Below are 23,837 nucleotides of genomic sequence, written 5' to 3'. Positions count from 1 at the left end.
TTATAAAACCACCTCTCCAGCCTTAAACACAGGCCCATCACTACATACTTTTTTATAACTTGTTCCAGTAGGGTCATCTCCTGTATGACAAACACATGCAAAACAAGCTCCAACTCCACAGCCCATTCTTTCTTCTAATGATAGAAACAAAGGTTTCTGTCCATGAAGCTTTTCTAGTGCTCTTAACATTGGTGTTGGACCACAAGTAAACATTGTATCAAACTGCAGGTTGTGATCTTTAATGGCATCTGTAACAAATCCTTTATATCCATAAGATCCATCATCCGTTGTTATAATTGTTGTTCCAAGTTTAGCAAACTCTTCTTCTAAAAAGACAGCATTATTTGTTTGAAACCCTAATACATGTTGCACCTTTACACCCTTTGCAACTAATTGCCTTGATAGTTCAAGTAAAGGAGGAACACCTATTCCTCCACCAACTAACAAAGCTATCTGTCCACTTTCAACTGAATCAATTGGAAATCCATTCCCTAATGGTCCTAAAACATCCACTACGTTTTCAACGACCTTTTTAGAAAGGAGCTGAGTACCAGCCCCTTCTGCTCTATATATCATTGTGAATTGCTTTTTATCTTTATTAATTTCAGAAATGCTAATCGGTCTTCTTAATAGAGGTGTGCTACCCTCAGACACCTTTAAATGAACAAACTGACCTGGGTTACCCATCTCTAAAACAAGTTCACCTTGTAGTGTTAGCTGAAAAATATGTTCTGCAATTTTTTCGTGTTTTGTCACGACCATTAGTTCTTTTTTTATCACGTTAAGCTCACCTCTAGCTGCTTGTTGATCTTTGGCATCGTATCTGTAGAGAATGTCATCGACTCTAGTACACGTAAAATCGCAACTGCTGTATCTAATGAAGTTAAACAAGGAATTCCATTTTCTACTGATTCACGGCGAATTTTAAATCCGTCTCTCGCTGGCTGTTTTCCTTTTGTTAACGTATTGATCACAAACTGTGCTTCACCTTTACGAATAACATCTAATAAATTCGGTTCAGACGCACCAATTTTATTAACAACTTTCGCCGGAATATTGTAGGTTCTTAAATAATCTGCGGTTCCACTTGTCGCAAGAATTTGATATCCAATTTGGTGGAATCTTCTAGCAATCTCTAAACCTTCTTCTTTATCTTTATCCGCTACTGTTAATAAAACTGATCCATGGTTTTTAATCTGAATTCCAGATGCAACAAGTGCTTTATAAAGAGCTTTCTCAAGAGTAATGTCTTTACCCATTACTTCTCCTGTTGATTTCATCTCAGGTCCTAATGTGATGTCCACTCGGCGTAACTTAGCGAATGAGAAGACAGGAGCTTTTACATACACACCTTCACTTTCTGGATGTAATCCTGTTTCATAGCCAAGTTCCTCAAGTTTTGCACCAAGTATTACTTTTGTTGCTAAATTAGCCATCGGTACTCCGGTAATTTTGCTTAAAAATGGTACCGTACGGCTTGAGCGAGGATTTACTTCTAGTACGTAAATCGCTCCTTTTGATAATACGAATTGGATATTTAGCAATCCAATAATATTTAACCCTTTAGCAAGTTTAATTGTGTAGTCAATAATACTATTTTTAATTTCTTCAGATAAAGATTGCGGCGGGTATACAGCAATTGAATCTCCTGAGTGAACACCTGCACGTTCAATATGCTCCATAATTCCAGGTATAAGAACTGTTTCTCCATCAGAAATTGCATCAACTTCAATTTCTTTACCTGTTAGATATTTATCAATCAATACAGGATGTTGCGGATTTATTTTTACCGCATTATTCATATAGTGTAAAAGCTCAGCCTCTTGGTAAACAATTTCCATTGCACGTCCACCTAGTACATAAGATGGTCTTACTAATACTGGATAACCAATGTTTTCTGCAATTTTCACAGCCTGGTCTACAGAAGTAGCTGTTTTTCCATGTGGTTGAGGAATTCCAAGAGTAGCTAAAGTATGTTCAAATTTATCACGATCTTCCGCACGATCTAAATCTTCCAAAGATGTTCCAAGTATTTTTACACCTCGAGCTTGTAACTCATCCGCTAGATTAATAGCTGTTTGACCACCGAATTGAACAACAACACCCTTTGGTTTTTCTAAATCGATGATATGCATAACATCTTCAATTGTTAATGGTTCAAAATAAAGCTTGTCAGAAATACTGAAATCTGTTGAAACAGTTTCAGGATTGTTATTTACAATGATCGCTTCATACCCTGCTTCTTTAATTGCCCATACAGAGTGAACCGTTGCATAATCGAACTCAACACCTTGACCAATTCGGATTGGACCTGAGCCTAAAACAACAACACTTTCACGCTCAGTTACAATTGATTCGTTTTCGTCTTCATATGATCCATAGAAGTATGGTGTTGCAGATTCAAATTCCGCTGCACATGTATCAACCATTTTATAAACTGGGATAATATTTGCTTGTTTTCTTAATTCATAAACTTCACGATCATTTGTATTCCAAAGCTTAGCAATCTCAGAATCTGCAAAGCCCATTTCTTTAGCTGTTTGTAATGTTGTTAATTCATAAGGGTTTTCTTGAAGATTTTTTTCAAATGCAATAATTTTTTCAATCTTCATTAAGAAAAATAAGTCAATTTGGCTCCACTCATGAATGGTTTCTTTCGTAACACCTCTTCTAAGAGCTTCAGCGATATAAAATAGGCGCTCATCACCAGCTTTACGGATACGCTTTTCAATTAGTTCGTCTGTGAATTGTTCAGCATCTTTTAAACGAAGATAATCTACATCAGACTCGAGTGAACGAACTGCTTTTAAGAGTGATTCCTCAAGTGTACGACCGATCGCCATAACCTCACCAGTTGCTTTCATTTGAGTTCCTAAACGGCGGTTTGCAGACTCAAACTTATCAAAAGGCCAGCGTGGGATCTTTGATACGATATAATCTAATGCTGGCTCAAAGCATGCATATGTTCTCCCTGTAACAGGGTTTTTCATTTCATCTAGTGTTAAACCAACAGCAATTTTCGCTGCTAATTTAGCGATTGGATATCCAGTTGCTTTAGAAGCTAACGCAGATGACCTACTTACACGTGGGTTAACCTCAATAATGTAGTATTTAAAGCTGTCTGGATCAAGTGCTAGCTGAACATTACAGCCACCTTCAATTTTCAATGCACGGATAATCTTTAATGATACGTTTCGCAGCATTTGATATTCACGGTCACTTAACGTTTGACTTGGTGCAAAAACGATTGAGTCACCTGTATGAACACCTACTGGATCAAAGTTTTCCATGTTACAAACAACAATGGCATGGTCATTTGAGTCACGCATTACCTCATATTCAATTTCTTTAAATCCAGCAATACTTTTTTCAAGAAGACATTGTGTTACAGGGCGTTTTTTAATCCACTTGTAACAATTTCGATAAGATCTTCTTCATTTTCACAAATACCTCCACCAGTTCCACCTAATGTATAGGCAGGTCTTACGATAACTGGATATCCGATTTGATTAACAAACGCAAAAGCTTCATCTAAGTTATGGATAATTTCACTTTCAGGTACAGGCTCATTTAATTCATTCATTAATCTTCTGAATAAATCACGATCTTCTGCTTGTTGGATTGCGGAAAGCTTAGTACCTAAAATTTCCACTCCACATTCATCAAGTACACCTGACTCTGCCAATTGAACGGCCATGTTAAGACCCGTTTGTCCTCCTAAAGTTGGAACAAGGGCATCTGGACGTTCTTTACGAATAATGTTGCTTAAAAATTCAACCGTAAGAGGCTCAATATATACTTTATCTGCAATTTCTGTATCAGTCATAATTGTTGCTGGATTTGAGTTAACAAGTACAACTTCATATCCTTCTTCTTTTAAAGCGATACATGCTTGTGTTCCAGCATAGTCAAATTCTGCTGCTTGACCAATGACGATTGGACCTGAACCGATAACAAGAATTTTATTGATGTCTGTACGTTTTGGCATTATAGAACCCCTTCTTTCTTATTAGCTTCAATCATCAAGTTTAAAAACTGATCAAATAATCCGTTTGCGTCTTCAGGGCCTGGTGAAGCCTCTGGGTGGTATTGAACTGTGAATGCAGGTGCTTGTTTATGTTTAAGACCTTCTACTGTTCCATCATTTAATGCAACATGTGTTACTTCTAAATCTGTATCCTTAATTGAATCTTCTCTAACTGTATATCCATGGTTTTGTGAAGTAATATCAACTTTACCTGTGCTTAATTCTTTTACCGGGTGGTTAGACCCACGGTGACCGAATTTCATTTTTTCTGAATCTGCACCACAAGCTAAGGCAAATAATTGGTGACCTAAACAAATTCCGAATAATGGAACTTTACCAAGAATTCCTTTAATCATTTCAATTGCTTCTGGTACATCTTTTGGATCTCCAGGACCATTTGATAGCATAATACCATCTGGTTTAAGTTGTAATACTTCCTCAGCTGTTACATTATGAGGTACAACAACAATGTCACAGTTACGTTTATTTAATTCTCTTAAAATACCATGCTTCATTCCAAAATCAACTAACACTACACGATGTCCTCTGCCTGAGGCTTGGATAGGCTGTTTTTGTTGAAACAACTTGTACTTGATCTGTAGGAAGTTGTGTTCCTTTTAGCTTACTAATGACTTCTTCTGGGTTTGCATCTGCTGAGCAAATTGCTCCTTTTAATGTACCGTGCATACGAATAATTCTTGTAAGCTTACGAGTATCAATGCCTGAGATTCCAGGGATGTTTTTCATTTTAAAATACTCATCAATTGTATATTCACTTCTCCAGTTAGAAGGATAGTCACAGAATTCCTTTACAACAAATCCGTTTATAAATGGCGTAATCGTTTCGAAATCATCTCTGTTAATACCATAGTTTCCGATTAAAGGATACGTTAAAGTGACGATCTGTCCACAATATGATGGATCTGAAAGGATTTCTTGGTATCCTGTCATTCCTGTGTTAAATACTACTTCTCCAAAATTCTCCTTATCACTTCCAAATGCTTCACCCAAAAATACTGTTCCATCTTCTAAGATTAGTTGTCTTTTCATACTGTGATGCCTCCCTTTTCCCATACAATGTTTCCATCTACGATTGTTGCTGTTGGCCAACCTTTGCAAGTCCAGCCTGTGAATGGTGTATTTTTGCCTTTTGATAAAAATTCACTAGGGTTAATTGATAATTCTGTTTCTAAATCTACCACTGTAATATCAGCAGCAGCTCCAACTTCAAGCACTCCTCCAGATAATCCAAATGCTTTTGCAGGTTGAATTGTTAAGAAGTCTACAAGTTGCTTTAGTGTAAATTTCTTCGTTAGTACGAAATGTGTATAAAGTAGTGGAAATGCTGTTTCTAATCCCACAATTCCAAATGGTGCTAACTGCATGCCTTCTGCTTTTTCTTCTGCTGCATGTGGTGCATGGTCTGTTGCAATAAAGTCAATTGTTCCATCTAATAATCCTTCTATTAAAGCTTCTTGATCTGCTTTTCCTCTTAAAGGAGGGTTCATTTTAAAATTCGAATCAAGGCCAGGAATATCTTCTTCACATAATAATAAGTGATGTGGTGTTACTTCAGCTGTTACGTTTATTCCAGCACGTTTTGCATCTCTTACTACACGTACAGACTCTTTTGTACTGATATGACACACATGATAGTGGCAGCCGCAGCTTCCGCTAGAAGGATATCCCTCGCGATATGTACAGACTCACATACAGAAGGAATCCCATTAATACCATGTTTTTTAGAAAATTCACCTTCATGTACTGAACCTTTGTTAATTAATGTATTTTCTTCGCAGTGTGCCACAATTGTTGCACCGATCGAAGCTGCCTGTTTCATTGCATCTAACATTTTGCCAGCAGATTGTACACCAACACCGTCATCAGTGAAGGCAAATGCACCTGCGTTTTTTAATCCTTGGAAGTCTGTTAATTCTTCACCTAACTGTCTTGTTGTAATCGAAGCATATGGAAGAACTTTCACAACAGCTGTTTCTTTAATTCGATTTTGCAACCATTCCATTTGCTCTTTTGTGTCAGGAACTGGTCGTGTATTTGGCATTGGAGCTATTGTTGTAAATCCGCCTTTTGCTGCACTCTGTGTACCTGTTTCGATTGTTTCTTTGTGCTCGCCACCTGGCTCTCTTAAGTGGACGTGAAGGTCAATAAAACCTGCTGAAACCACCTTTCCATCAACTGAGATGATTTCACATCCGTCTGTAGAAAGATTTTCTCCAATCTCAAGTATCTTTCCGTCTTCCACCTTCACATCAGACTTTTTCAACTCACCAAGCTCATCTAAAATTAATCCATTTTTAAGAATAAATAGCATGTTTCATTACCTCCTGATTTTGCTCAATTTGTTGTAAAGCTCTCTTTAAAACAGCCATTCTAGCAAAAACACCATTTTCCATTTGTTTAAATATTCTAGAACGTTCGCATTCTATTAATTCACCATCAATTTCAACACCACGATTTACTGGAGCTGGATGCATGATAATGGCATGTTGTTTCATTTGTTTTTCTCTTTCTTTTGTTAAACCGTATTGCTGTAAATAATCTTGTGCTGATGCTTTTTCTTCATGTCGTTCATGCTGTATTCGAAGAAGCATCACAACATCTGACTGTTGGATTGCTTCGTCAACTTCGACATATTCTCCATATGTGTTTAATGGATCCTGCCATTTAGCAGGTCCAGAAAATAACACCCTTGCTCCAAGCCTTGTTAATACTTCCGCATTTGACCTTGCAACACGACTGTGTCGAATATCACCATGTATTGAGATTGTCAAATCTTTAAACTGTCCAAACTCTTGTTTAATTGTTAGTAAATCAAGTAATGATTGGGTAGGGTGATGACCACAACCATCTCCTGCATTAATGACTGGTATCGATACCTTTCCGACCAAATCATCGAAAAAGTGATCTTGTTGATGCCTAATGACTACTGCATTTGCCCCAATTGACTCAAGAGTTTTAACCGTATCATATAAAGTTTCACCTTTTTGTACACTAGAATGTTCTGCTGTAAAATTTAAGACTTGAAGCCTAACTTCTTTTCAGCTACTTCAAAGCTGAATCTTGTTCTTGTACTTGGCTCAAAAAACAAATTTGAGACAAACACTGTATCTAGAGCCTTCCAGCCTTGCCCTGATTTATACTGCTCTGCATCCTCTAAGATGGCGTGAATTTCTTCATTTGTAAGCTGGTTCATAGTTAATAGATTTGACATGCCCAACCACTCCTATAATCTTGTTTTAATAAGTCTCTTTTTATAGAAAAACACCCTGATTTACTAAATCAGGGTGTTTGAAGGTAGAGCAAATGAAGGTATAGAGATACCTTTGTTTGCCTTACACCCTTTTAAGCCTCTCTGGACTTTTCTTTAAAAGATCTAAGCCATTTTCTTATGCCGTTTCATTATTAATTGATTCGTCCTTATCATAAGGTAGAACTAAATTTAATACAATACCAATTATTGCTGCTAATGCCATCCCATGAAGGTCGAAATTCCCAATCTTAAGCGTTGCTTCTCCAATTCCAATTACTAATATAACAGACACTATAATTAAATTTCGTTTATTTCCAAGATCAAGTTTGCTGTCAATCATCATACGTAATCCAGATGATGCGATGATACCAAATAGAAGAATGGATACTCCACCCATAACAGGTGTCGGGATTGAACTGATAAATGCTGATATCTTTCCAATAAACCCAAACAAAATGGCTAGTACTGCGGCTCCTGCGATAACAAACACACTATAAACTCTTGTAATTGCCAGAACGCCAATGTTTTCACCATATGTTGTATTCGGTGGTCCACCGATTAAAGCAGCAATCATTGTAGCTACACCATCTCCTAAAATCGAACGATGTAAGCCTGGTTTTTCAATATAATCTCTTCCAACAACTTTCCCTAAAACTAGTTGGTGTCCAATATGCTCTGAGATTGTCACGACAACAACAGGTACCATAAGTAATACAATATCAAGTGTAATTGCTGGAGTGTAGTTTACAAAAGGAATAACAAAGTTTGGTACTTGAATCCAATTTGCTGCTATAACGTTTGAGAAATCAATAATTCCAATCGCTAGTGAGTAGAAATAGCCGCCTGCAATTCCAATAAGTACTGGTATTAAGTTGAAAAATCCTTTTAGAAAGATTGAACATAAAATTGTGATTAACAATGTTACCAACGCAACTGAGAAATGTTTTAAGCTATAATCGCCAGCAGGGTTATTTGTCGCCATACCTACCGCAGTTGCTGCTAATCCCAATCCAATAACGATAATGACAGGTCCTACAACTACTGGCGGAAGTATTTTCATTATCCATTTATGACCCGTCCCTTTAATAAGTAAAGCAATAATTCCGTATACAAGACCAGCTAAAAAGCTCCCTACCATCGCAGCTCCTACACCTGCTGTTGATTTTGCCACAATAATTGGCGTAATGAATGCGAAGGACGATCCTAAATACGCTGGTACTTGACCTTTTGTAATGAGTAAGAATGCAATCGTTCCTAATCCACTTGAGATAAGTGCTACAGCTGGATCTAGCTCCACTAAAAATGGTACTAGAATTGTTGCGCCAAACATGGCAAACAAATGTTGAAAGCTAAGCGCAAGCCAGGTCATTGGTTTTGGTGTATCTTTTACATCTAAGACAATTTGATCTTCTTTCATGTTAGGTCCTCCAATATGCATCATTCTTGTTAGTTATAATGTGTGAAAGAATCGTAATTTTATTATAATAGCGGTAATCTTTAAATTGTTTTTCCGACCATTCACTCATGTAACGCTTTTTATGCCATAAAAAAACCTCTTTGCTTAATCCTAAGGCAAAGAGGTACAAAGAGGCGAGCAATCATTATTATAATGACCACCTTCCAATGTGCGCCCCTTTGCAGCCTCTCTGGACTGTTCTTAAAAGGGTTTTATTTAATTTTCGTGAATAGTTACTTGGTCTTTTTTATCAGCTTCATTTAATTCAACGACAATTTTTTCTGAGCTCGAGGTTGGAATGTTTTTCCCAACATAATCTGCTCTTATCGGAAGTTCACGGTGTCCTCTGTCAACTAATACAGCTAGTTGTATATTTGCAGGTCTTCCAATATCAACAAGTGCATCCATCGCAGCTCTAACAGTTCTACCAGTATATAGTACATCGTCAACCAAAATTACTTTTTGATTTGTTACATCTACTGGGATATCAGAACCTTTTACAAGCGGTTCTAGGTCTTCTGTTTTCTTCGTAAGATCATCACGATATAGTGTTATATCCAGTTCACCGATTGCGATTTTTTTACCTTCTATTTGTTCAATTCGTTCGGCAAGTCGATTGGCGAGATAAATCCCTCTTGTTTTAATGCCAACTAAAATGCTGTCTTCAATTCCCTTGTTTCTCTCAATAATTTCATGAGCAATTCTTGTTAAAGCACGACGAATTGCTTGTTCATCTAATAAAACTGCTTTTTGAGACATTTTATAATCTCCTTTCGTTTCTCCACATGTAGAAATTCAAAATATAACCTTGAAAAACGAAAAAACCTCTCACCGATTTTGTGAGAGGGTTAACGAAGACATAGCTAGACTAAGCCAATATAGACTATGGTCTTTATCCGTTTTCCTTCTCAGCCTCACGGGACTGTGTTAAAGGTTCTTATTAAGTTAATTACATTATGACAAACATGTAGAAATGTGTCAATGATTATTTTTAATACTATTTAATACTTCTTCAAATTCATTAGGTAACGGAGCTTCAAACTCAAGATATTCTTTAGTCCGAGGGTGTTCAAACCCTAGGATACCTGCATGAAGTGCTTGTCCATTAATGTCGAGTGTTTTTTTCGGCCCGTATTTCGGATCACCAACTAACGGAAAGCCTATATACTTCATATGAACACGAATTTGATGGGTTCTTCCAGTTTCAAGCTGACATTCGATAAACGTAAAGTTATCAAATCTCTCTAACACATGAAAATGTGTGACAGCTTCTTTGCTGCTTACATTTGTTACCGTCATACTCTGACGATCTGTTTTGTCACGTCCAATTGGTGCATTGATTGTTCCGTGATCATGTTGAATGCTGCCATGTACAATTGCTTTATAACGTCTTGTTACTGTTTTGTCTACAAGCTGCTGAACTAGAGATTCATGGGCCATATCATTCTTAGCAACCATTAATAATCCGGAAGTGTCTTTGTCGATTCGATGGACAATTCCAGGCCTTAAAACGCCATTGATCCCTGAAAGATCCTTGCAATGTGCCATTAAACCGTTAACAAGTGTACCATTCATATGACCAGGTGCTGGATGAACAACCATTCCTTTTGGTTTATTAACAACTAACACATCTTGATCCTCATAATATATATCAAGATCCATTACTTCGGCTACAACATCAAGAGGTTCTGGTTCTGGAATTTCTATAACCACTTTATCATTTACTTGACATTTGTAATTCGTCTTAATGGCCTTATCATTTACCTTCACCAAACCATCTTTTATCCAAATTTGAACTTGTGTTCTTGACCATTCTTCGTTTGAAGTAGACAAAAACTTATCAATCCGTTCATTTTTATGTTCTTCACTAACTTGTAATTCAACGATGTCCATTTATGCTTGCTCCTTCTCTTGTTTCCCTTCAAAAAACAACATATGAATAAATAATAAAGCTACCCCAATACAAAGAGCAGAATCTGCTATATTGAAAATTGGGAAGTCATAAGAAAAAATGTATGTATTAATAAAATCGACAACTTCCTTCCGAAATAAACGGTCAATGAAATTACCAATTGCACCACCTAGCATAAAGCCAAGTGCTACACCCATTACCTTATTTTCCTTTGTATGTTTTTGAATATAATAAATTAACCCGACAATAACAACAGCCGTTATAATATAGAAAAACCACATTTGTCCTTCCAAAATGCCCCAGGCTGCTCCACGATTCCGATGGGATGTTATGTAGAAGAAATTTTCAATAACAGTAATATTCTCACCAATTTGCATGTTTCTTACGATTAACCATTTCGTGACTTGGTCAATTAAAATAATGACAGCAGCAATTATGTAATAATACACGTTCTTCCCCCAACTTTCTAATTTCTATTTTCGGGTTTATCCTAAGAAATTGTACCATACTCAGAACGAAAGCGTAAGTTATTAGGAAAAGTATAGCTTGGATAAAACAATTTATTCATTATAACGGCCCAAATTATAAAATAATTTGGGCCGTAACAATAGTCAATGATGATCAGAAATCACTGCCTGTGATATAAGTTTCTTCATGAGTATAGTCGTGTTGCGGGAGAGATTTTCGTTCAAATAATTCCTGGAAAAAGAAATCGTATTTTGTTCTAGCTGTTGGGAGTATCCTTAACTTTTCAAAAGGAATTTCTTCACCGGTTTCTTCACAATACCCGTAAAGTCCTTTATCAATTTTCATTAAGGCACGTTCTACATCTTGAAGTTCCTCTTTAATATGATGCATTAATGTATGACTTTTATGATAATCTTCATCTAAAGTCATATCAAACAAACTGTGATCAAATAATCTAGCTCGCAGTTCTTCTCTCATCAATTGTAATTCGTAACGAATACCAGAAAATTTATTCAAGATGGACAACTCCTTATCCTTCTCATGATGTTAACATTAGTTTTGCCCGAAAAATTCATTGCTCACCCTGATAAGAATTTTCCTGTGATTGTAATGGCTGCTAACTTTGTTAACTTTCTTTCCATTTGTCTGAATGAGTATTTTTTACCCATGAATTTACTCTTTAAAACCTTTTTCTGTGAAATTGGGCTTTATACTGCCAGATATAGTCTGTAGACTATACTTTTTAGGATTTGACATAGTTATGTACAAAAGAAAAAGAGCCTATTCTTTAATAGGCAATTAACACATTAAAGAAATAGGCCCTTATTAAATCTTAATAATGATCCTTCACAATTGAAGCACATCGTTGACATAGTGTTGGATGTTCCTCAACCTGACCAACTTCTGGTGTAACGATCCAACAACGATCACATGTTTCACCTTCTGCTGGTGTTATGACAATTTTTACTGTATCAAAGACCTGAGCATTTTCAGGAGCATTGTCAAAATCTTCAGCAATAGTAAAGCCTGAAACAATAAATAATTGCTTTAAGTCTTCATCAACTGAATCAAGTAATGCTTTTGATTCCGCATTTGGATAAAGAGCAATACTTGCTGTTAACGATTTTCCGATTACTTTCTCATTACGAGCTACTTCTAATGCTTTTAAAACATCATCACGTAATGTCATAAATGCATCCCATTTTTTCTCAAGTTCATCTGCTTGTTCATATTCTTTTACTTCCGGCATGTCAACAAGCTGCACACTCTCTTCTGTAACAGAATCAATGTGCTCCCAAACTTCATCAGCTGTGTGAGGAAGAATTGGTGTTACTAATTTAACAAGTGATAATAATGTTTCGTGAAGTACTGTTTGAATTGCACGACGTTCTTGATTTTCCGATGATTCAATATAAAGTACATCTTTTGCAAAATCTAAATAGAATGAGCTTAGTTCAATCGTACAGAAATTATGAACAGCATGATAAATCGCAGCAAATTCATATTGTTCATAAGCTTCCTTTACTCGTTTTGTTAGCTTATTTAGTTTTACAAGCATATATCGATCTACATCTCTAAGGTTCTCTAAGCTAACCGAATCAGTTGCTGGGTTAAAATCACTTAAGTTACCTAGTAAGAAACGGAATGTATTACGAATTTTACGGTAAACCTCAGCAACTTGTTTTAAAATTGCGTCAGAAACACGAACATCTGCTTGATAATCAACTGAAGCAACCCATAGACGAAGAATATCTCCACCTAATTGGTTCATAACTTTAGCAGGTACAACAGTATTCCCTAAAGATTTACTCATTTTACGCCCTTCACCATCAAGAGCAAAACCATGACTTAGAACACCTTTATACGGAGCTTTGCCAGTCACAGCAACTGCCGTTGATAAAGAAGAGTTAAACCAACCACGATACTGGTCAGATCCTTCTAAATACAAGTCTGCAGGTCTTTGGAGATCTTCTCTTTCTAAAAGTACCGCTTGGTGGGAAGATCCTGAATCAAACCAAACATCCATAATGTCATTTTCTTTTGTAAACTTACCGTTAGGGCTTCCTTCATGTGAAAAGCCATCTGGTAAAAGGTCTTTTGCTTCGCGTTCGAACCAAATATTAGACCCATAATCACGGAATAAGTTTGAAACATGCTCAATTGTTTCATCCGTAATGATCGGCTCACCATTTTCAGCGTAAAACACAGGAATCGGTACACCCCATGCACGTTGTCGGGAAATACACCAATCTCCACGATCACGAACCATGTTGTAAAGACGAGTTTCCCCCAAGCCGGGACCCATTTTGTATCATTAACAGCTTTTAAAAGATCTTCACGGAAATCTTTGATTGACGCAAACCATTGAGCAGTAGCACGGAATATTGTTGGCTTTTTCGTTCTCCAATCATGCGGATAAGAGTGTGTAATAAATTGAAGCTTCAATAATGCGCCCACTTCTTGAAGTTTTTCAGTGATTGGCTTATTTGCTTCATCATAGAAAAGTACCTTCAAACCCTGGTGCTTCTTTTGTCATATATCCTTTTTCATCAACTGGACATAATACATCTAGTCCATATTGCTGTCCTACAATAAAGTCATCTTCTCCATGACCTGGAGCAGTGTGAACACAACCTGTTCCTCCATCACTTGTAACATGCTCACCTAGCATAACAAGTGATTCACGGTCATAAATTGGGTGTTTTGCCGTTACACGGTCTAGTTCAATACCTTTTAATGTGCGGTCAACTTCATAACTTTCCCAACCAATAGTTGATGCAACAGATTCAACTAGTTCAGACGCAACAACATACTTTTCACCATTAGCAGCTACAACACTATATTCTAACTCTGGATGTACTGAAATTCCTAAATTTGCTGGCATTGTCCAAGGAGTTGTTGTCCAAATGATAATTTTCTCATCATGAGATAAAACGCCTTTTCCATCTTTTACAGGGAAGGCAACATAAATCGATGGAGAGCGTTTATCTTGATATTCAATTTCTGCTTCAGCGAGTGCTGATTCACTTGATGGTGACCAATATACAGGTTTTAACCCTTTATAAATATAGCCTTTTTTCGCCATCTCACCAAAAACTTTAATTTGTTGTGCTTCATATTCAGGCTTCAAAGTTACATATGGGTTTTCCCAATCCCCACGAACCCCTAAGCGTTTAAACTGCTCACGTTGACCATTAATTTGTTCCCAAGCGTAATCCTCACAAAGCTTACGAAACTCAGCAACAGACATCTCTTTTCTTTTTACTTTCTTATTTTTTGTAAGAGCTGTTTCAATTGGTAAACCATGTGTATCCCAGCCCGGAACATAAGGTGCACAATAGCCACTCATAGATTTAAAACGCACAATAAAATCCTTTAAGATTTTATTTAATGCATGCCCCATATGAATGTCTCCATTTGCATATGGAGGTCCATCATGTAAAACAAAAAGTGGACGATCTTTTGTTCGTTCTTGTACCATTTCGTAGATATTCATCTTATCCCATTTTTCTTGCATTAACGGCTCTCTGTTAGGTAGGTTTCCACGCATTGGAAACTCAGTTTTCGGCATCAGAAGGGTATCTTTGTATTCCATCACTAATTCCTCCAGTTATTTTAATAGCTCTTTTTTCATTGAATTGTTGATCAAAATAAGTAAATGTTTTAAAAATTCTATCTAATACAACACAAAAAACCTTCTCATCCCAAAAGGGACGAGAAGGTTTTCTCGCGGTACCACCCTACTAGATTAAATACACTACTTTAATCCACTCTAGTATTCGTAACGTGAATATATACGCCACAGCTTACTAATGGTAACATGTTCAGCCTGGAACTCAAGGGTGATGTTCATCTTTTATCTTTATGTCGAGCTTACACCATCCTCGATTCGCTAATATAAAGAAAATAAAAGACTACTGTCCCTATCACAGTTATATTTAGTATTTGTATTATTAGAGCAAAAAACATATCTATGTTTTCGTATTATATGCGATTGAAATTAAAAAAGTCAAGTTTAACTTTTGGATTCTTCTGTTTCTCCAAAAATAGGCTCAACCTCGTATTCTAATAAATGATCCCAATCATCATTTTTAAGCAGGTCGAGCTGTGCCTCTATAAGCATTTGGAAACGGGTTCTGAATACTTTTGACTGTTTTTTTAGCTCTTCAATTTCCATAGCAATTTTTCTTGATTTAGCTAAAGATTCATTAATAATTCGGTCTGCGTTTTTTTCCGCCTCTTTAATAATCAGCTTTGATTCTTTCTGAGCATTCCGCTTCACTTCTTCTGCTGCTTCTTGTGCTATAATGATTGATTTATTCAATGTGTCTTCAATATTAGTAAAGTGACCGAGTTTCTCTGTTAGTTCTGTAACACGAGATTCAAGCTCTTTCTTTTCTCTGATAATCATTTCATAATCTTTGATAACCTGATCTAAAAACTCGTTAACTTCATCTTCATCATATCCACGAAACCCTTTATTAAATTCCTTATTATGGATATCTAACGGTGTTAAAGGCACGGGTGCCACCTCCAATATGTAGTGAAATAGTTAATCCTTGTCAACATTATAAATCATATTTCGACAGGTTTGTTGAAATTCCTGTTTTTTCTTAAAATAATTTTATGTTTCACTATTTTCTAAAACTATTTCGGGTCATTTATTTTTGTTTATGAATGATAACTCTGAATCGGTCTTTTTTTGTTTTCCCTTCCATTGAAACGAGTTTACTCCTTCCAAAACCTCTGACTGAGAGAGTATCCCCTTCTCGGCATTCAAAAGAGACCGAGTCTACTGTTTTCCAATTCACTTTTACGAGTCCATTTGTAATTAACGGTTGAATCTTTTGTCGTGAAATAGTATAAATAGCTGAACAAACCACATCTAGTCTAAGAGAAGATACCGTTGTTACTATTTCCTGTACATCTTCAACATGAGGTATAAGTTTTTCTACACTCATTTCTTTGAGAGTAACTTTTGCTCGGCCAATCTCATAAAAATTAGCACGCAAATAATCGGCAATTTCACTTGCACACACAAATTGAACAACTTCTTCGTAAAATCGTATATCCCCAAATTTAGATCTCTTTAGACCTAAACTCATTAAAGAACCTAATACTTGTCTATGCTGTAAAGAAACAAATTTACTTGCATAATGAATTTCAAAAAGTGTTAACTGAAAATCCTCTTCATGTGGCTGATAATAATCCGGATAAATAAAAGCTCTTTTTCTTTCAGTATCCTGAACACCACCAGAAAACATCACCTTTATATCCAGATTTTCACCTATTACTGATGCTACAATTTCTTGCTCGCGTGGATCTAAAAAATCAGTTAGCTTTGGACTATATTGATTTAATACAATATCCTTCCACTCTAAAACTTGATCAATAAATTGTTTCTCTTCATTGCGAAAATGTTGATATATATGATCCATAACCCAACTCCAATATATTTCTTTACCTAAATGAAAAAGAGGGACTACTTATAGTCCCTTAGCCAATCATTCTGAAGATCGAAGCAATTCCATATTGAGCAAATCGTAGAGCTAAAATTGCAACAATCGGCGAAATATCAATCATACCAAGTGGTGGAATGAATTTCCGGAAGGGCTCTAGGTATGGTTCGCAAATTTTTGCTAAAAATTGCCCGAATCCTGATTCCCTTGCTCCTGGGAACCAAGATAGTAATATGTAAACAATTAGCGCGTACGAATAAAAAGTAATTAATGTAGAGAGTAAACTAAATAATATACCCATGTTTGTCTACCACCTTTGATGATCATCTTCTGTTACTAATTCAGATATGGAGCCTGAAACATCAACATTATCAGGAGTACATAAAAAAATGTTCATTCCAATTCGCTGAATATCTCCACCAATTGCGTATACCGTACCACTCAAAAAATCAACAATTCTTTTCGCCTGATCTCTTTGTATACTTTGAAGATTAACAACCACCGCACGGCGATTCTTCAAATGATCTGCAACTTCTTGAGCTTCAGCATACACTCTTGGTTCACTTAAAACAACTTTAGAGGATTTTTGAATACTTTGCAAACTCACCACATTTTGCTTTGCTGGTTGAGATTGATGTTTAGTTGCCAAGGGTTGTTGTTGCTGTTGAGTTGTTTCAAACTCTTCATCATACCCCTCATTCTCATCATATTCATATTCTTCATCTTCTAATGCGAAAAAACTTTTAAATCTATTTTTGATTGACATCTTATACACCTCCAATTTCATTTCCGACCAGAGAAGTGCCAATTCTAATAAAAGTAGCACCTTCTTCAATCGCTATTTCATAATCATTAGACATACCCATTGATAGTTCCATACAAGGTGCCGATAGGAGTTGTAATGCTTGTACATCTTGCTGAAGCTGTTTTAATCGTTTAAAACAGCCTCGAATAACATCATGGTCCTCAGTTAATGGTGCCATTGTCATTAATCCAACAATCATAATGTTAGGATACTCTGATAATGTTTGAATAAATTTTACAACATCTTCTGGTGAACAGCCATGCTTAGCTTCTTCGCCGGAAACATTAACTTGAACAAAGCATTTAATAGGTTGTTGAGCACGCTTATCAATTTCTTTTGCTAATGAAAGGCGATCTAACGAATGAATATAATCAACTTTATTGATAATATTCTTCACCTTACGTGTTTGCAATGAACCGATAAAGTGCCAATTAGGACCTTCTCCTATAATTTCTATTTTTTCAATAAGACCTTCATCTCTGTTTTCTCCTAAATGTTTAACTCCAGCATCAAGGGCTTCCTTTGCACGTTGAACACTTACATACTTTGTTACAGCAACTACATGTACTTCATTTGCATTTCTACCTATTCGTTCACATGTTTTTTCAATTGTACTACGTATATTACGGTAATTTTCCTGCACGTTCATTTCTACAGGTGAGCCTCCTCATTTATTCCAATAAAGCTTAACATCCTACCTGTTTTTCCTTTGTCACGACGATGAGAAAAAAACAGTCCACTTTCACAACTTGTACATAAATCGGATGTTATAATATTTTCATCCGGTATACCTGCACTCAAAAGATAGTATTTATTAAGTAGAGGAAGGTTTAATTTGTATTGCCCCTCTGATACAGTGTTATAAGGCAATGGGTATTCTTTTAAAATATTCTTATCTATTGAGGATATCACTTTTTCGTCAACAATATAACAACAATCATTAATTGCGGGACCAATAGCTACTTTAATATCCTTTAGGTTTACTCCCTCGTCTTTATTCCACTTTATGATCATTTCACCAGCAATATTCTTTACTGTCCCTTTCCAGCCAGCATGAGCAAGACCAATTAAAGAATGTTCGGGAGCAATAAAGTATAAAGGCACACAATCTGCAAAACACAGAGATAGCATGATTCCCTTTTCAGACGTGTAAATACCGTCAGACGCAGTTAATCCATCTGTATATACACTTATACCCTTTCCTTTGCTCTCTTTTGTCACTTTCTTTATAACATTGGAATGAACTTGTTCTGCAAAAACCCAGTTATCTAATGTAAATCCCAAAGCCTTTGCAAGTTGATCTCTGTTCTTTATAACAATTTCGTTTTGGTCGTTAACGTGAAGACCTAGGTTTAAAGAGGAAAATTCTTCAACACTATTACCACCGTTTTTAGTTGTAAACCCAACTGAAAGACCCTTTATTAAACCATCCCAGGGACTGACTGACAAATACATTTTATCCTCTAACTGAAAAGAGTTTGCTGTCATCATTGTTTCAACCTTTTATATTCGACATTAATTTGGTTCTAACGCTCTTTATTTTACCACATATTACCCGTTACGTTTAGCTTTCATTGACAATTTATTCATCTTGAAGCTCAATTTGTCGATTCATTCTCACTAAAATAACATCTTCCCCTATTTTTACTATATTTCGCCATGGAATGACGAATTCCTCGTCTTTTCCAAAAAAACCAAGCATTCTTCCTTGACCATTTATAATGATGGCTTGAATTTTCCCTGTTGTAACATTAATATCAAAATCTCCAATGTTACCCATCTTTTTTCCATCTGAAACATTAACAACATCTTTTGTTTGGAACTCGGATATATTCATTAACTTTACCCCCATTATTCAAATTCATTATCTATTAAATCATTACTGTATACATTTATAAGAAATCCTCTATTACATATCTATGTAGCTTATAGCATAAACTATTCAATTCGTTCAGATTTTTTTATGTCATACTTAAAATAGGTATTCTACAGCTTGTTGTTGAAGTGGTGGTTAAGATTTCTGAAGTGTAGTAAAAGAAGTGGTAAGGACTTTACAGAATGAGTTGTGTATCAACGTACAAAATAAAAAGACTACTCAAAAGAGCAGCCTTAATTTTGGATATTTTTATTCATTTGTTTAATTGCAGCTTTTTCTAGACGAGAAACTTGTGCTTGAGAAATCCCTATTTCTTCTGCGACTTCCATTTGAGTTTTGCCTTGGAAAAATCTCTTGCGTAGAATTAGCTTTTCTCGGCTGTTAAGGCGTCTCATACCTTCTTTTAATGCTAATTCTTCAATCCACTGAATATCGCGATTTTTTTCATCACTTAACTGATCCATGACAAAAATTGGGTCTCCCCCATCATTGTAGATAGGCTCAAAAAGTGAAACCGGGTCTTGAATAGCATCAAGTGCAAATACAATTTCCTCATGTGGGACATCAAGTACTTTTGATATTTCCTCTGCGGTTGGCTCCCGGGAGGTCTCACTCATTAAACGTTCTCTTACTTGTAGTGCTTTGTAAGCGATGTCTCTTAAAGAACGGGAGACACGGATTGGGTTATTATCTCTTAAGTATCTTCGGATTTCTCCGATAATCATTGGTACAGCATATGTTGAAAATTTGACGTTCTGGCCTAAGTCAAAATTATCGATTGATTTCATTAATCCTATACAGCCAACTTGAAACAAATCGTCAACAAATTCTCCTCGGTTGTTAAATCGCTGGATTACACTAAGTACCAATCTTAAGTTGCCATTTACCAGCTCTTCTCTTGCTGATATGTCTCCGTTTTGCATTCGCTTAAATAGCTCTCTCATTTTCTCATTCTTAAGAACTGGAAGTTTAGAGGTATCTACTCCACAAATTTCAACTTTATTTCTTGTCACATCTTTCCCTCCTAACAGGAGTTGCTGTACAGTGTTAAGTATCTCCTGGACAGGAAAAAATATGCACAAGCTTTCAAGTTAAAGGGAGTAGAAACCGTCTAAATAATTGATATAAAAGGACTTTTTACCGAGAAATTTTTTTTTAGACCATTTTATTAAATTCTTTTTGCAGCCTTTTAATAATACGCTTCTCAAGCCTGGAGATATAGGATTGAGATATGCCTAACATATCTGCCACATCCTTTTGAGTCTTTTCTTCACCACCAAGCAATCCAAATCTTAATTCCATAATTTGTTTTTCTCGATCATTTAATTGATGTAGTGCCTTTAAAAGTAATTTTCTGTCTACATTTGCTTCAAGATCCTTTGTAATAATGTCATCTTCTGTACCTAAAACATCTGATAATAATAACTCATTACCATCCCAATCAATATTTAAGGGTTCATCAAAAGAAACCTCTGAGCGTAATTTGTTATTTCTTCGTAAATACATGAGTATTTCATTTTCTATACATCTTGAAGCATATGTAGCTAATTTTATTTTCTTTTCCGGGTTAAATGTATTAACTGCCTTAATCAAGCCAATCGTACCAATACTGATTAAATCTTCTATATTAATTCCTGTATTTTCAAATTTACGTGCAATATAAACAACCAATCGTAAATTTCGTTCAATTAAAATTGATCGAGCGGCTTGATCACCTGAAGGTAGTTTTTGTAGCAAAACTTCTTCTTCATCTTTAGAAAGAGGTGGTGGTAATGCTTCACTTCCACCAATGTAGTATACCTCATCAGATTTAATCCCTAGTTTAATTAATAACTTATACCATAAGTATGTTAGCTGTAACTTTAATTTTTTCATTTTCCTCCCCCTTCTAAAATATGACAGTTGCGTTTTTCTCCCCTGATCTCTTCCTTAAATTCATTATTTTAACAAATTGGCTTATTGCCAAATCCTAATGACGTGAGCCATATTTTTCTATACTATCAACCATTAAACCTTTTACGTTCTGATAGTATAAAAAATCTTATACCTGGCGTAATAAATAAATGGAACCGGAGTAAGATAGAAGTAGGTAATTTTACGAAACATTTTGGATTGATGGGCCTTGAAGCATTTTCGGATGAACGATACATTGATATTCATCCTCTGAAGACAGAGCAGTTCGATTTAACCCAACAATTGTCTTTTGTACCTTGATTTTTTCACTATTTGTTTCTATCCACACTTCATCTGGCTTAAATCCTAATAAAAACTGATTCTCTTTTCCTACCACACGATAAGGTATAATCCGAACCCGATGCTCCCATTCGTGACCTTCTTGTTGATCGTCAGTCATTGCCTTCATCACATCATCTTGCAGCGCATGGTGAACGAGTTGTTCAGGAATATAGTCCTTAACTTTCTGAGTATCTAAAATCATAACAGGACTACGAGTAATCGGATCAAACAGTTGATTTCCACTATCAACCAAATTTCCTTTAAGGTCATTTGAGTTGAATCTACCTTTATCTTAACAGTCACCAATTGTTCGTAATGAATTTTTTTTGCTTCAAAGCCTTCTAAACTATTCCTTGCAAACATCCATAAAACTGGAAATCCAATAAGTACAAATAACCAGCTGATTGGGTGTCCAAAGCCAGTTGAATTAGTCATTAAGATTCCGTCTAAATAAGAGATTTCTGCCTGTAAAAAATAATGAACACCGATCATTCCACCACCTACTAGAAAAGTGACAAAATAAAAGGTGAAAAGGCCATGAAAAAAATAGCGAAATCGTTTAAAGCCAAATGCCAACAAGACCATTAAAATAGAGATACTCATTTTTCCAAGAGGATGTGTAGAGATAAATGCTAAAGGGCTAAACATCATAATCACGATACTTGAGCCTAATAGTGCCGCAAGAAGAATTCTTATTTTCATTATTTTCCTTTTCAATGCAATGGCTGTTAAAACAAGTAGAAACAAATCAAAGGAAAAGTTTAAGAGCCAAATAACGTCTAAATAAATAGACATCTGTTACTCCTTTCCCTTCTGTTTTAATAATAGTCCTTTGTACTCTGACTCTGTCTTATATTACAATTCAAAGCTTTTGGACCTGTTGCATTAAGTATAAATCCTAAGAAATAGGAAGTCTGTCATTTAGTGCCGATAGAACGTAAGAATTTTTGAAAGATTATTAGAATTTTTGTCGACTAAATTATAAGAGTCATAGTCTAGGTTCGCAAAACAATTAGTAGAAAAAGAGATACTTGAAAAAAAATATGAGGAAAATCAAACTTAATTGACTAGTTCTAGGTTTCTAGTACATCTTTTATAATTCAAAATAAAAAAGAGTGCTAATTTTCATTTAGCACTCTTTTTGGTTTATCTACGTTTATTACGGTTACGTAAGAAGGTCGGAATATCAAGCGTTTCTTCAGGTTGTTGTGTATTAGTACGAGTTGGTGCTTCTTGTACCGGTTCCTCTCGATAACTCTCACGTTTTGGTGGAACTTTTGTTAACGTATTACCGTTATTAAATTGACGAGTATTCGGTTGTTTTAAAGGACTAATTTCTTGTTCTGTAAAACCAGTAGCAATAACTGTAACAATTATTTCATCCTTTAGGTTTTCATTAATAACAGAACCAAAAATCATGTTTACATCTTGATCAGAAGCAGTAGCTACAATATCAGCTGCCTCTTGTACCTCATATAAACTTAAATTCATTCCACCAGTAATGTTCATAAGAACACCCTGAGCACCGTCAATTGATTTTTCTAATAGTGGACTGGAAATAGCTTTCTTAGCAGCTTCTGCAGCACGATTTTCTCCAGTGGCTACACCAATTCCCATTAAAGCAGATCCTCTATTTGACATAATCGTTTTTACATCTGCAAAGTCAAGGTTTATTAAACCTGGGGTAGCGATTAAGTCAGAAATACCTTGAACCCCTTGACGAAGAACATTATCTGCTTCTCTAAACGCTTCAAGCATAGGTGTATTTTTATCAACAATTTCAAGTAAACGGTCATTTGGAATCACAATAAGTGTATCCACTGACTCTTTCATTGAAGAAATACCGCCAGCTGCTTGCATTTGACGTTTACGTCCTTCAAATGTAAACGGTCTAGTAACAACACCGACTGTAAGAGCACCTAAATCTTTAGCAATTTGTGCAATAACAGGTGCTGCTCCAGTTCCAGTTCCGCCGCCCATTCCAGCTGTAACGAATACCATGTCAGCTCCTCTTAAAGCTTCTTCAATTTGCTCTCTGCTTTCTTCAGCAGCTTTTTTCCCTACTTCAGGGTTAGCACCAGCACCTAGTCCTCTTGTAAGCTTCGATCCAATCTGCATCTTCACTTCTGCTTTAGATAAGTTTAATGCTTGTGCATCCGTGTTAACTGCAATAAATTCTACACCTTGTACACCGTGCTCTATCATTCGATTAACAGCGTTATTACCACCGCCACCAACTCCAATTACTTTGATGGTAGCCAAGCCGTCAATATTCGTATCAAACTCCAACATGCAAAATCCTCCTAATCCATCAAATGACTTCTAATA

The 23,837-nt window shown here is 35.9% G+C and carries 20 protein-coding genes, 5 pseudogenes and 1 other annotated feature; all 25 genes and pseudogenes read right to left on the bottom strand.

Going from position 1 to position 23,837, the window contains the following annotated elements; all coding sequences use genetic code 11:
- The 25 genes and pseudogenes from MVE64_RS23215 to ftsZ all read right to left on the bottom strand — a co-directional run bounded on the left by MVE64_RS23215 (nucleotide 1) and on the right by ftsZ (nucleotide 23,801).
- Nucleotides 1-780, bottom strand: a complete 780-nt coding sequence (locus MVE64_RS23215) for a dihydroorotate dehydrogenase electron transfer subunit (protein WP_098796226.1) — start codon at nucleotides 778-780, stop codon at nucleotides 1-3.
- Nucleotides 777-3,988, bottom strand: a pseudogene (gene carB / locus MVE64_RS23210) (carbamoyl-phosphate synthase large subunit). Before carB ends, MVE64_RS23215 begins: the two are co-directional and overlap by 4 nt.
- Nucleotides 3,988-5,077 (bottom strand): annotated as a pseudogene (locus MVE64_RS23205) (carbamoyl phosphate synthase small subunit). The pseudogenes carB and MVE64_RS23205 overlap by 1 nt, the downstream one beginning before the upstream one ends.
- Nucleotides 5,074-6,359, bottom strand: a pseudogene (locus tag MVE64_RS23200) (dihydroorotase). Before MVE64_RS23200 ends, MVE64_RS23205 begins: the two co-directional pseudogenes overlap by 4 nt.
- Nucleotides 6,343-7,259 (bottom strand): annotated as a pseudogene (locus MVE64_RS23195) (aspartate carbamoyltransferase catalytic subunit). The pseudogenes MVE64_RS23200 and MVE64_RS23195 overlap by 17 nt, the downstream one beginning before the upstream one ends.
- 175 nt (nucleotides 7,260-7,434) lie before the next feature.
- Nucleotides 7,435-8,715 (bottom strand): solute carrier family 23 protein, encoded by a 1,281-nt coding sequence (locus tag MVE64_RS23190; protein ID WP_247341565.1) that lies wholly within the window; start codon nucleotides 8,713-8,715, stop codon nucleotides 7,435-7,437.
- 255 nt (nucleotides 8,716-8,970) lie between these two features.
- Nucleotides 8,971-9,513, bottom strand: coding sequence for a bifunctional pyr operon transcriptional regulator/uracil phosphoribosyltransferase PyrR (pyrR, locus tag MVE64_RS23185; RefSeq protein WP_098796220.1), 543 nt, complete (start codon nucleotides 9,511-9,513; stop codon nucleotides 8,971-8,973).
- A 219-nt stretch (nucleotides 9,514-9,732) separates the two neighbouring features.
- Nucleotides 9,733-10,647 (bottom strand): RluA family pseudouridine synthase, encoded by a 915-nt coding sequence (locus MVE64_RS23180; RefSeq protein WP_247341564.1) that lies wholly within the window; start codon nucleotides 10,645-10,647, stop codon nucleotides 9,733-9,735.
- Complete coding sequence (lspA, locus tag MVE64_RS23175) at nucleotides 10,648-11,115, bottom strand: signal peptidase II (protein ID WP_121661338.1); 468 nt, start codon at nucleotides 11,113-11,115, stop codon at nucleotides 10,648-10,650.
- A gap of 172 nt (nucleotides 11,116-11,287) precedes the next feature.
- Nucleotides 11,288-11,611, bottom strand: a complete 324-nt coding sequence (locus MVE64_RS23170; protein ID WP_121664932.1) for a TraR/DksA family transcriptional regulator — start codon at nucleotides 11,609-11,611, stop codon at nucleotides 11,288-11,290.
- 355 nt (nucleotides 11,612-11,966) lie between these two features.
- Complete coding sequence (locus tag MVE64_RS27970; protein WP_345740717.1) at nucleotides 11,967-13,427, bottom strand: class I tRNA ligase family protein; 1,461 nt, start codon at nucleotides 13,425-13,427, stop codon at nucleotides 11,967-11,969.
- Between the two features lie 51 nt (nucleotides 13,428-13,478).
- A pseudogene (locus tag MVE64_RS27965) lies at nucleotides 13,479-13,591 on the bottom strand (hypothetical protein); the annotation flags it as partial.
- 37 nt (nucleotides 13,592-13,628) lie between these two features.
- Nucleotides 13,629-14,729, bottom strand: coding sequence for a class I tRNA ligase family protein (locus MVE64_RS27960; protein ID WP_345740716.1), 1,101 nt, complete (start codon nucleotides 14,727-14,729; stop codon nucleotides 13,629-13,631).
- Between the two features lie 111 nt (nucleotides 14,730-14,840).
- Nucleotides 14,841-15,073, bottom strand: a binding site (T-box leader).
- Between the two features lie 76 nt (nucleotides 15,074-15,149).
- Nucleotides 15,150-15,656 carry a DivIVA domain-containing protein gene (locus MVE64_RS23160; protein WP_247341562.1) on the bottom strand — a complete coding sequence of 169 codons (507 nt, stop codon included), beginning with the start codon at nucleotides 15,654-15,656 and terminating at the stop codon, nucleotides 15,150-15,152.
- A 139-nt stretch (nucleotides 15,657-15,795) separates the two neighbouring features.
- Nucleotides 15,796-16,572, bottom strand: a complete 777-nt coding sequence (locus tag MVE64_RS23155; RefSeq protein ID WP_247341560.1) for a YlmH family RNA-binding protein — start codon at nucleotides 16,570-16,572, stop codon at nucleotides 15,796-15,798.
- 58 nt (nucleotides 16,573-16,630) lie between these two features.
- Entirely contained in the window at nucleotides 16,631-16,894 is a 264-nt protein-coding gene (locus tag MVE64_RS23150) for a YggT family protein (protein ID WP_098796214.1), read from the bottom strand.
- Nucleotides 16,895-16,900: 6 nt separating this feature from the next.
- Nucleotides 16,901-17,359 carry a cell division protein SepF gene (locus tag MVE64_RS23145; RefSeq protein ID WP_247341558.1) on the bottom strand — a complete coding sequence of 153 codons (459 nt, stop codon included), beginning with the start codon at nucleotides 17,357-17,359 and terminating at the stop codon, nucleotides 16,901-16,903.
- A 1-nt stretch (nucleotide 17,360) separates the two neighbouring features.
- Nucleotides 17,361-18,047 carry a YggS family pyridoxal phosphate-dependent enzyme gene (locus MVE64_RS23140; RefSeq protein WP_247341556.1) on the bottom strand — a complete coding sequence of 229 codons (687 nt, stop codon included), beginning with the start codon at nucleotides 18,045-18,047 and terminating at the stop codon, nucleotides 17,361-17,363.
- 2 nt (nucleotides 18,048-18,049) lie between these two features.
- Nucleotides 18,050-18,886 (bottom strand): peptidoglycan editing factor PgeF, encoded by an 837-nt coding sequence (gene pgeF, locus MVE64_RS23135; RefSeq protein ID WP_379050277.1) that lies wholly within the window; start codon nucleotides 18,884-18,886, stop codon nucleotides 18,050-18,052.
- 94 nt (nucleotides 18,887-18,980) lie between these two features.
- Nucleotides 18,981-19,250 (bottom strand): YlmC/YmxH family sporulation protein, encoded by a 270-nt coding sequence (locus MVE64_RS23130; protein ID WP_247341552.1) that lies wholly within the window; start codon nucleotides 19,248-19,250, stop codon nucleotides 18,981-18,983.
- A gap of 257 nt (nucleotides 19,251-19,507) precedes the next feature.
- Nucleotides 19,508-20,329: an RNA polymerase sporulation sigma factor SigG gene (sigG, locus tag MVE64_RS23125; protein WP_180320432.1), complete on the bottom strand. Its 822-nt coding sequence runs from the start codon at nucleotides 20,327-20,329 to the stop codon at nucleotides 19,508-19,510.
- A 100-nt stretch (nucleotides 20,330-20,429) separates the two neighbouring features.
- Entirely contained in the window at nucleotides 20,430-21,149 is a 720-nt protein-coding gene (gene sigE / locus MVE64_RS23120; RefSeq protein WP_098796209.1) for an RNA polymerase sporulation sigma factor SigE, read from the bottom strand.
- A gap of 220 nt (nucleotides 21,150-21,369) precedes the next feature.
- On the bottom strand, nucleotides 21,370-21,711 hold the full coding sequence (locus MVE64_RS27595; protein ID WP_281730412.1) for a sigma-E processing peptidase SpoIIGA: 342 nt from the start codon (nucleotides 21,709-21,711) through the stop codon (nucleotides 21,370-21,372).
- Nucleotides 21,708-22,304: a sigma-E processing peptidase SpoIIGA gene (locus tag MVE64_RS27590; protein WP_281730411.1), complete on the bottom strand. Its 597-nt coding sequence runs from the start codon at nucleotides 22,302-22,304 to the stop codon at nucleotides 21,708-21,710. The genes MVE64_RS27595 and MVE64_RS27590 overlap by 4 nt, the downstream gene beginning before the upstream one ends.
- A gap of 351 nt (nucleotides 22,305-22,655) precedes the next feature.
- The gene (gene ftsZ / locus MVE64_RS23110) at nucleotides 22,656-23,801 is read right to left on the bottom strand and encodes a cell division protein FtsZ (protein WP_247341550.1); all 1,146 of its coding nucleotides are present in this window, start codon (nucleotides 23,799-23,801) and stop codon (nucleotides 22,656-22,658) included.
- Nucleotides 23,802-23,837 lie beyond the last annotated feature (36 nt).

This window comes from Metabacillus endolithicus, from assembly GCF_023078335.1.
In the GTDB taxonomy this organism is placed as follows: Bacteria; Bacillota; Bacilli; order Bacillales; family Bacillaceae; genus Metabacillus; species Metabacillus endolithicus.
The sequence above is the reverse complement of the archived record's forward strand: the minus strand, read 5'-3'. Positions and strand labels throughout refer to the sequence as shown.

Coding starts and splice junctions, on each gene's coding strand:
- MVE64_RS23190 (WP_247341565.1), bottom strand. CDS start 8,715: ATGAAAGAAGATCAAATTGTCTTAGATGTAAAAGATACACCAAAACCA.
- pyrR (WP_098796220.1), bottom strand. CDS start 9,513: ATGTCTCAAAAAGCAGTTTTATTAGATGAACAAGCAATTCGTCGTGCT.
- MVE64_RS23180 (WP_247341564.1), bottom strand. CDS start 10,647: ATGGACATCGTTGAATTACAAGTTAGTGAAGAACATAAAAATGAACGG.
- MVE64_RS23170 (WP_121664932.1), bottom strand. CDS start 11,611: ATGAGAGAAGAACTGCGAGCTAGATTATTTGATCACAGTTTGTTTGAT.
- MVE64_RS27960 (WP_345740716.1), bottom strand. CDS start 14,729: ATGGAATACAAAGATACCCTTCTGATGCCGAAAACTGAGTTTCCAATG.
- MVE64_RS23155 (WP_247341560.1), bottom strand. CDS start 16,572: ATGGATCATATATATCAACATTTTCGCAATGAAGAGAAACAATTTATT.
- MVE64_RS23150 (WP_098796214.1), bottom strand. CDS start 16,894: ATGGGTATATTATTTAGTTTACTCTCTACATTAATTACTTTTTATTCG.
- MVE64_RS23145 (WP_247341558.1), bottom strand. CDS start 17,359: ATGTCAATCAAAAATAGATTTAAAAGTTTTTTCGCATTAGAAGATGAA.
- MVE64_RS23140 (WP_247341556.1), bottom strand. CDS start 18,047: ATGAACGTGCAGGAAAATTACCGTAATATACGTAGTACAATTGAAAAA.
- pgeF (WP_379050277.1), bottom strand. CDS start 18,886: ATGACAGCAAACTCTTTTCAGTTAGAGGATAAAATGTATTTGTCAGTC.
- MVE64_RS23130 (WP_247341552.1), bottom strand. CDS start 19,250: ATGGGGGTAAAGTTAATGAATATATCCGAGTTCCAAACAAAAGATGTT.
- sigE (WP_098796209.1), bottom strand. CDS start 21,149: ATGAAAAAATTAAAGTTACAGCTAACATACTTATGGTATAAGTTATTA.
- MVE64_RS27595 (WP_281730412.1), bottom strand. CDS start 21,711: ATGATTTTAGATACTCAGAAAGTTAAGGACTATATTCCTGAACAACTC.
- MVE64_RS27590 (WP_281730411.1), bottom strand. CDS start 22,304: ATGTCTATTTATTTAGACGTTATTTGGCTCTTAAACTTTTCCTTTGAT.
- ftsZ (WP_247341550.1), bottom strand. CDS start 23,801: ATGTTGGAGTTTGATACGAATATTGACGGCTTGGCTACCATCAAAGTA.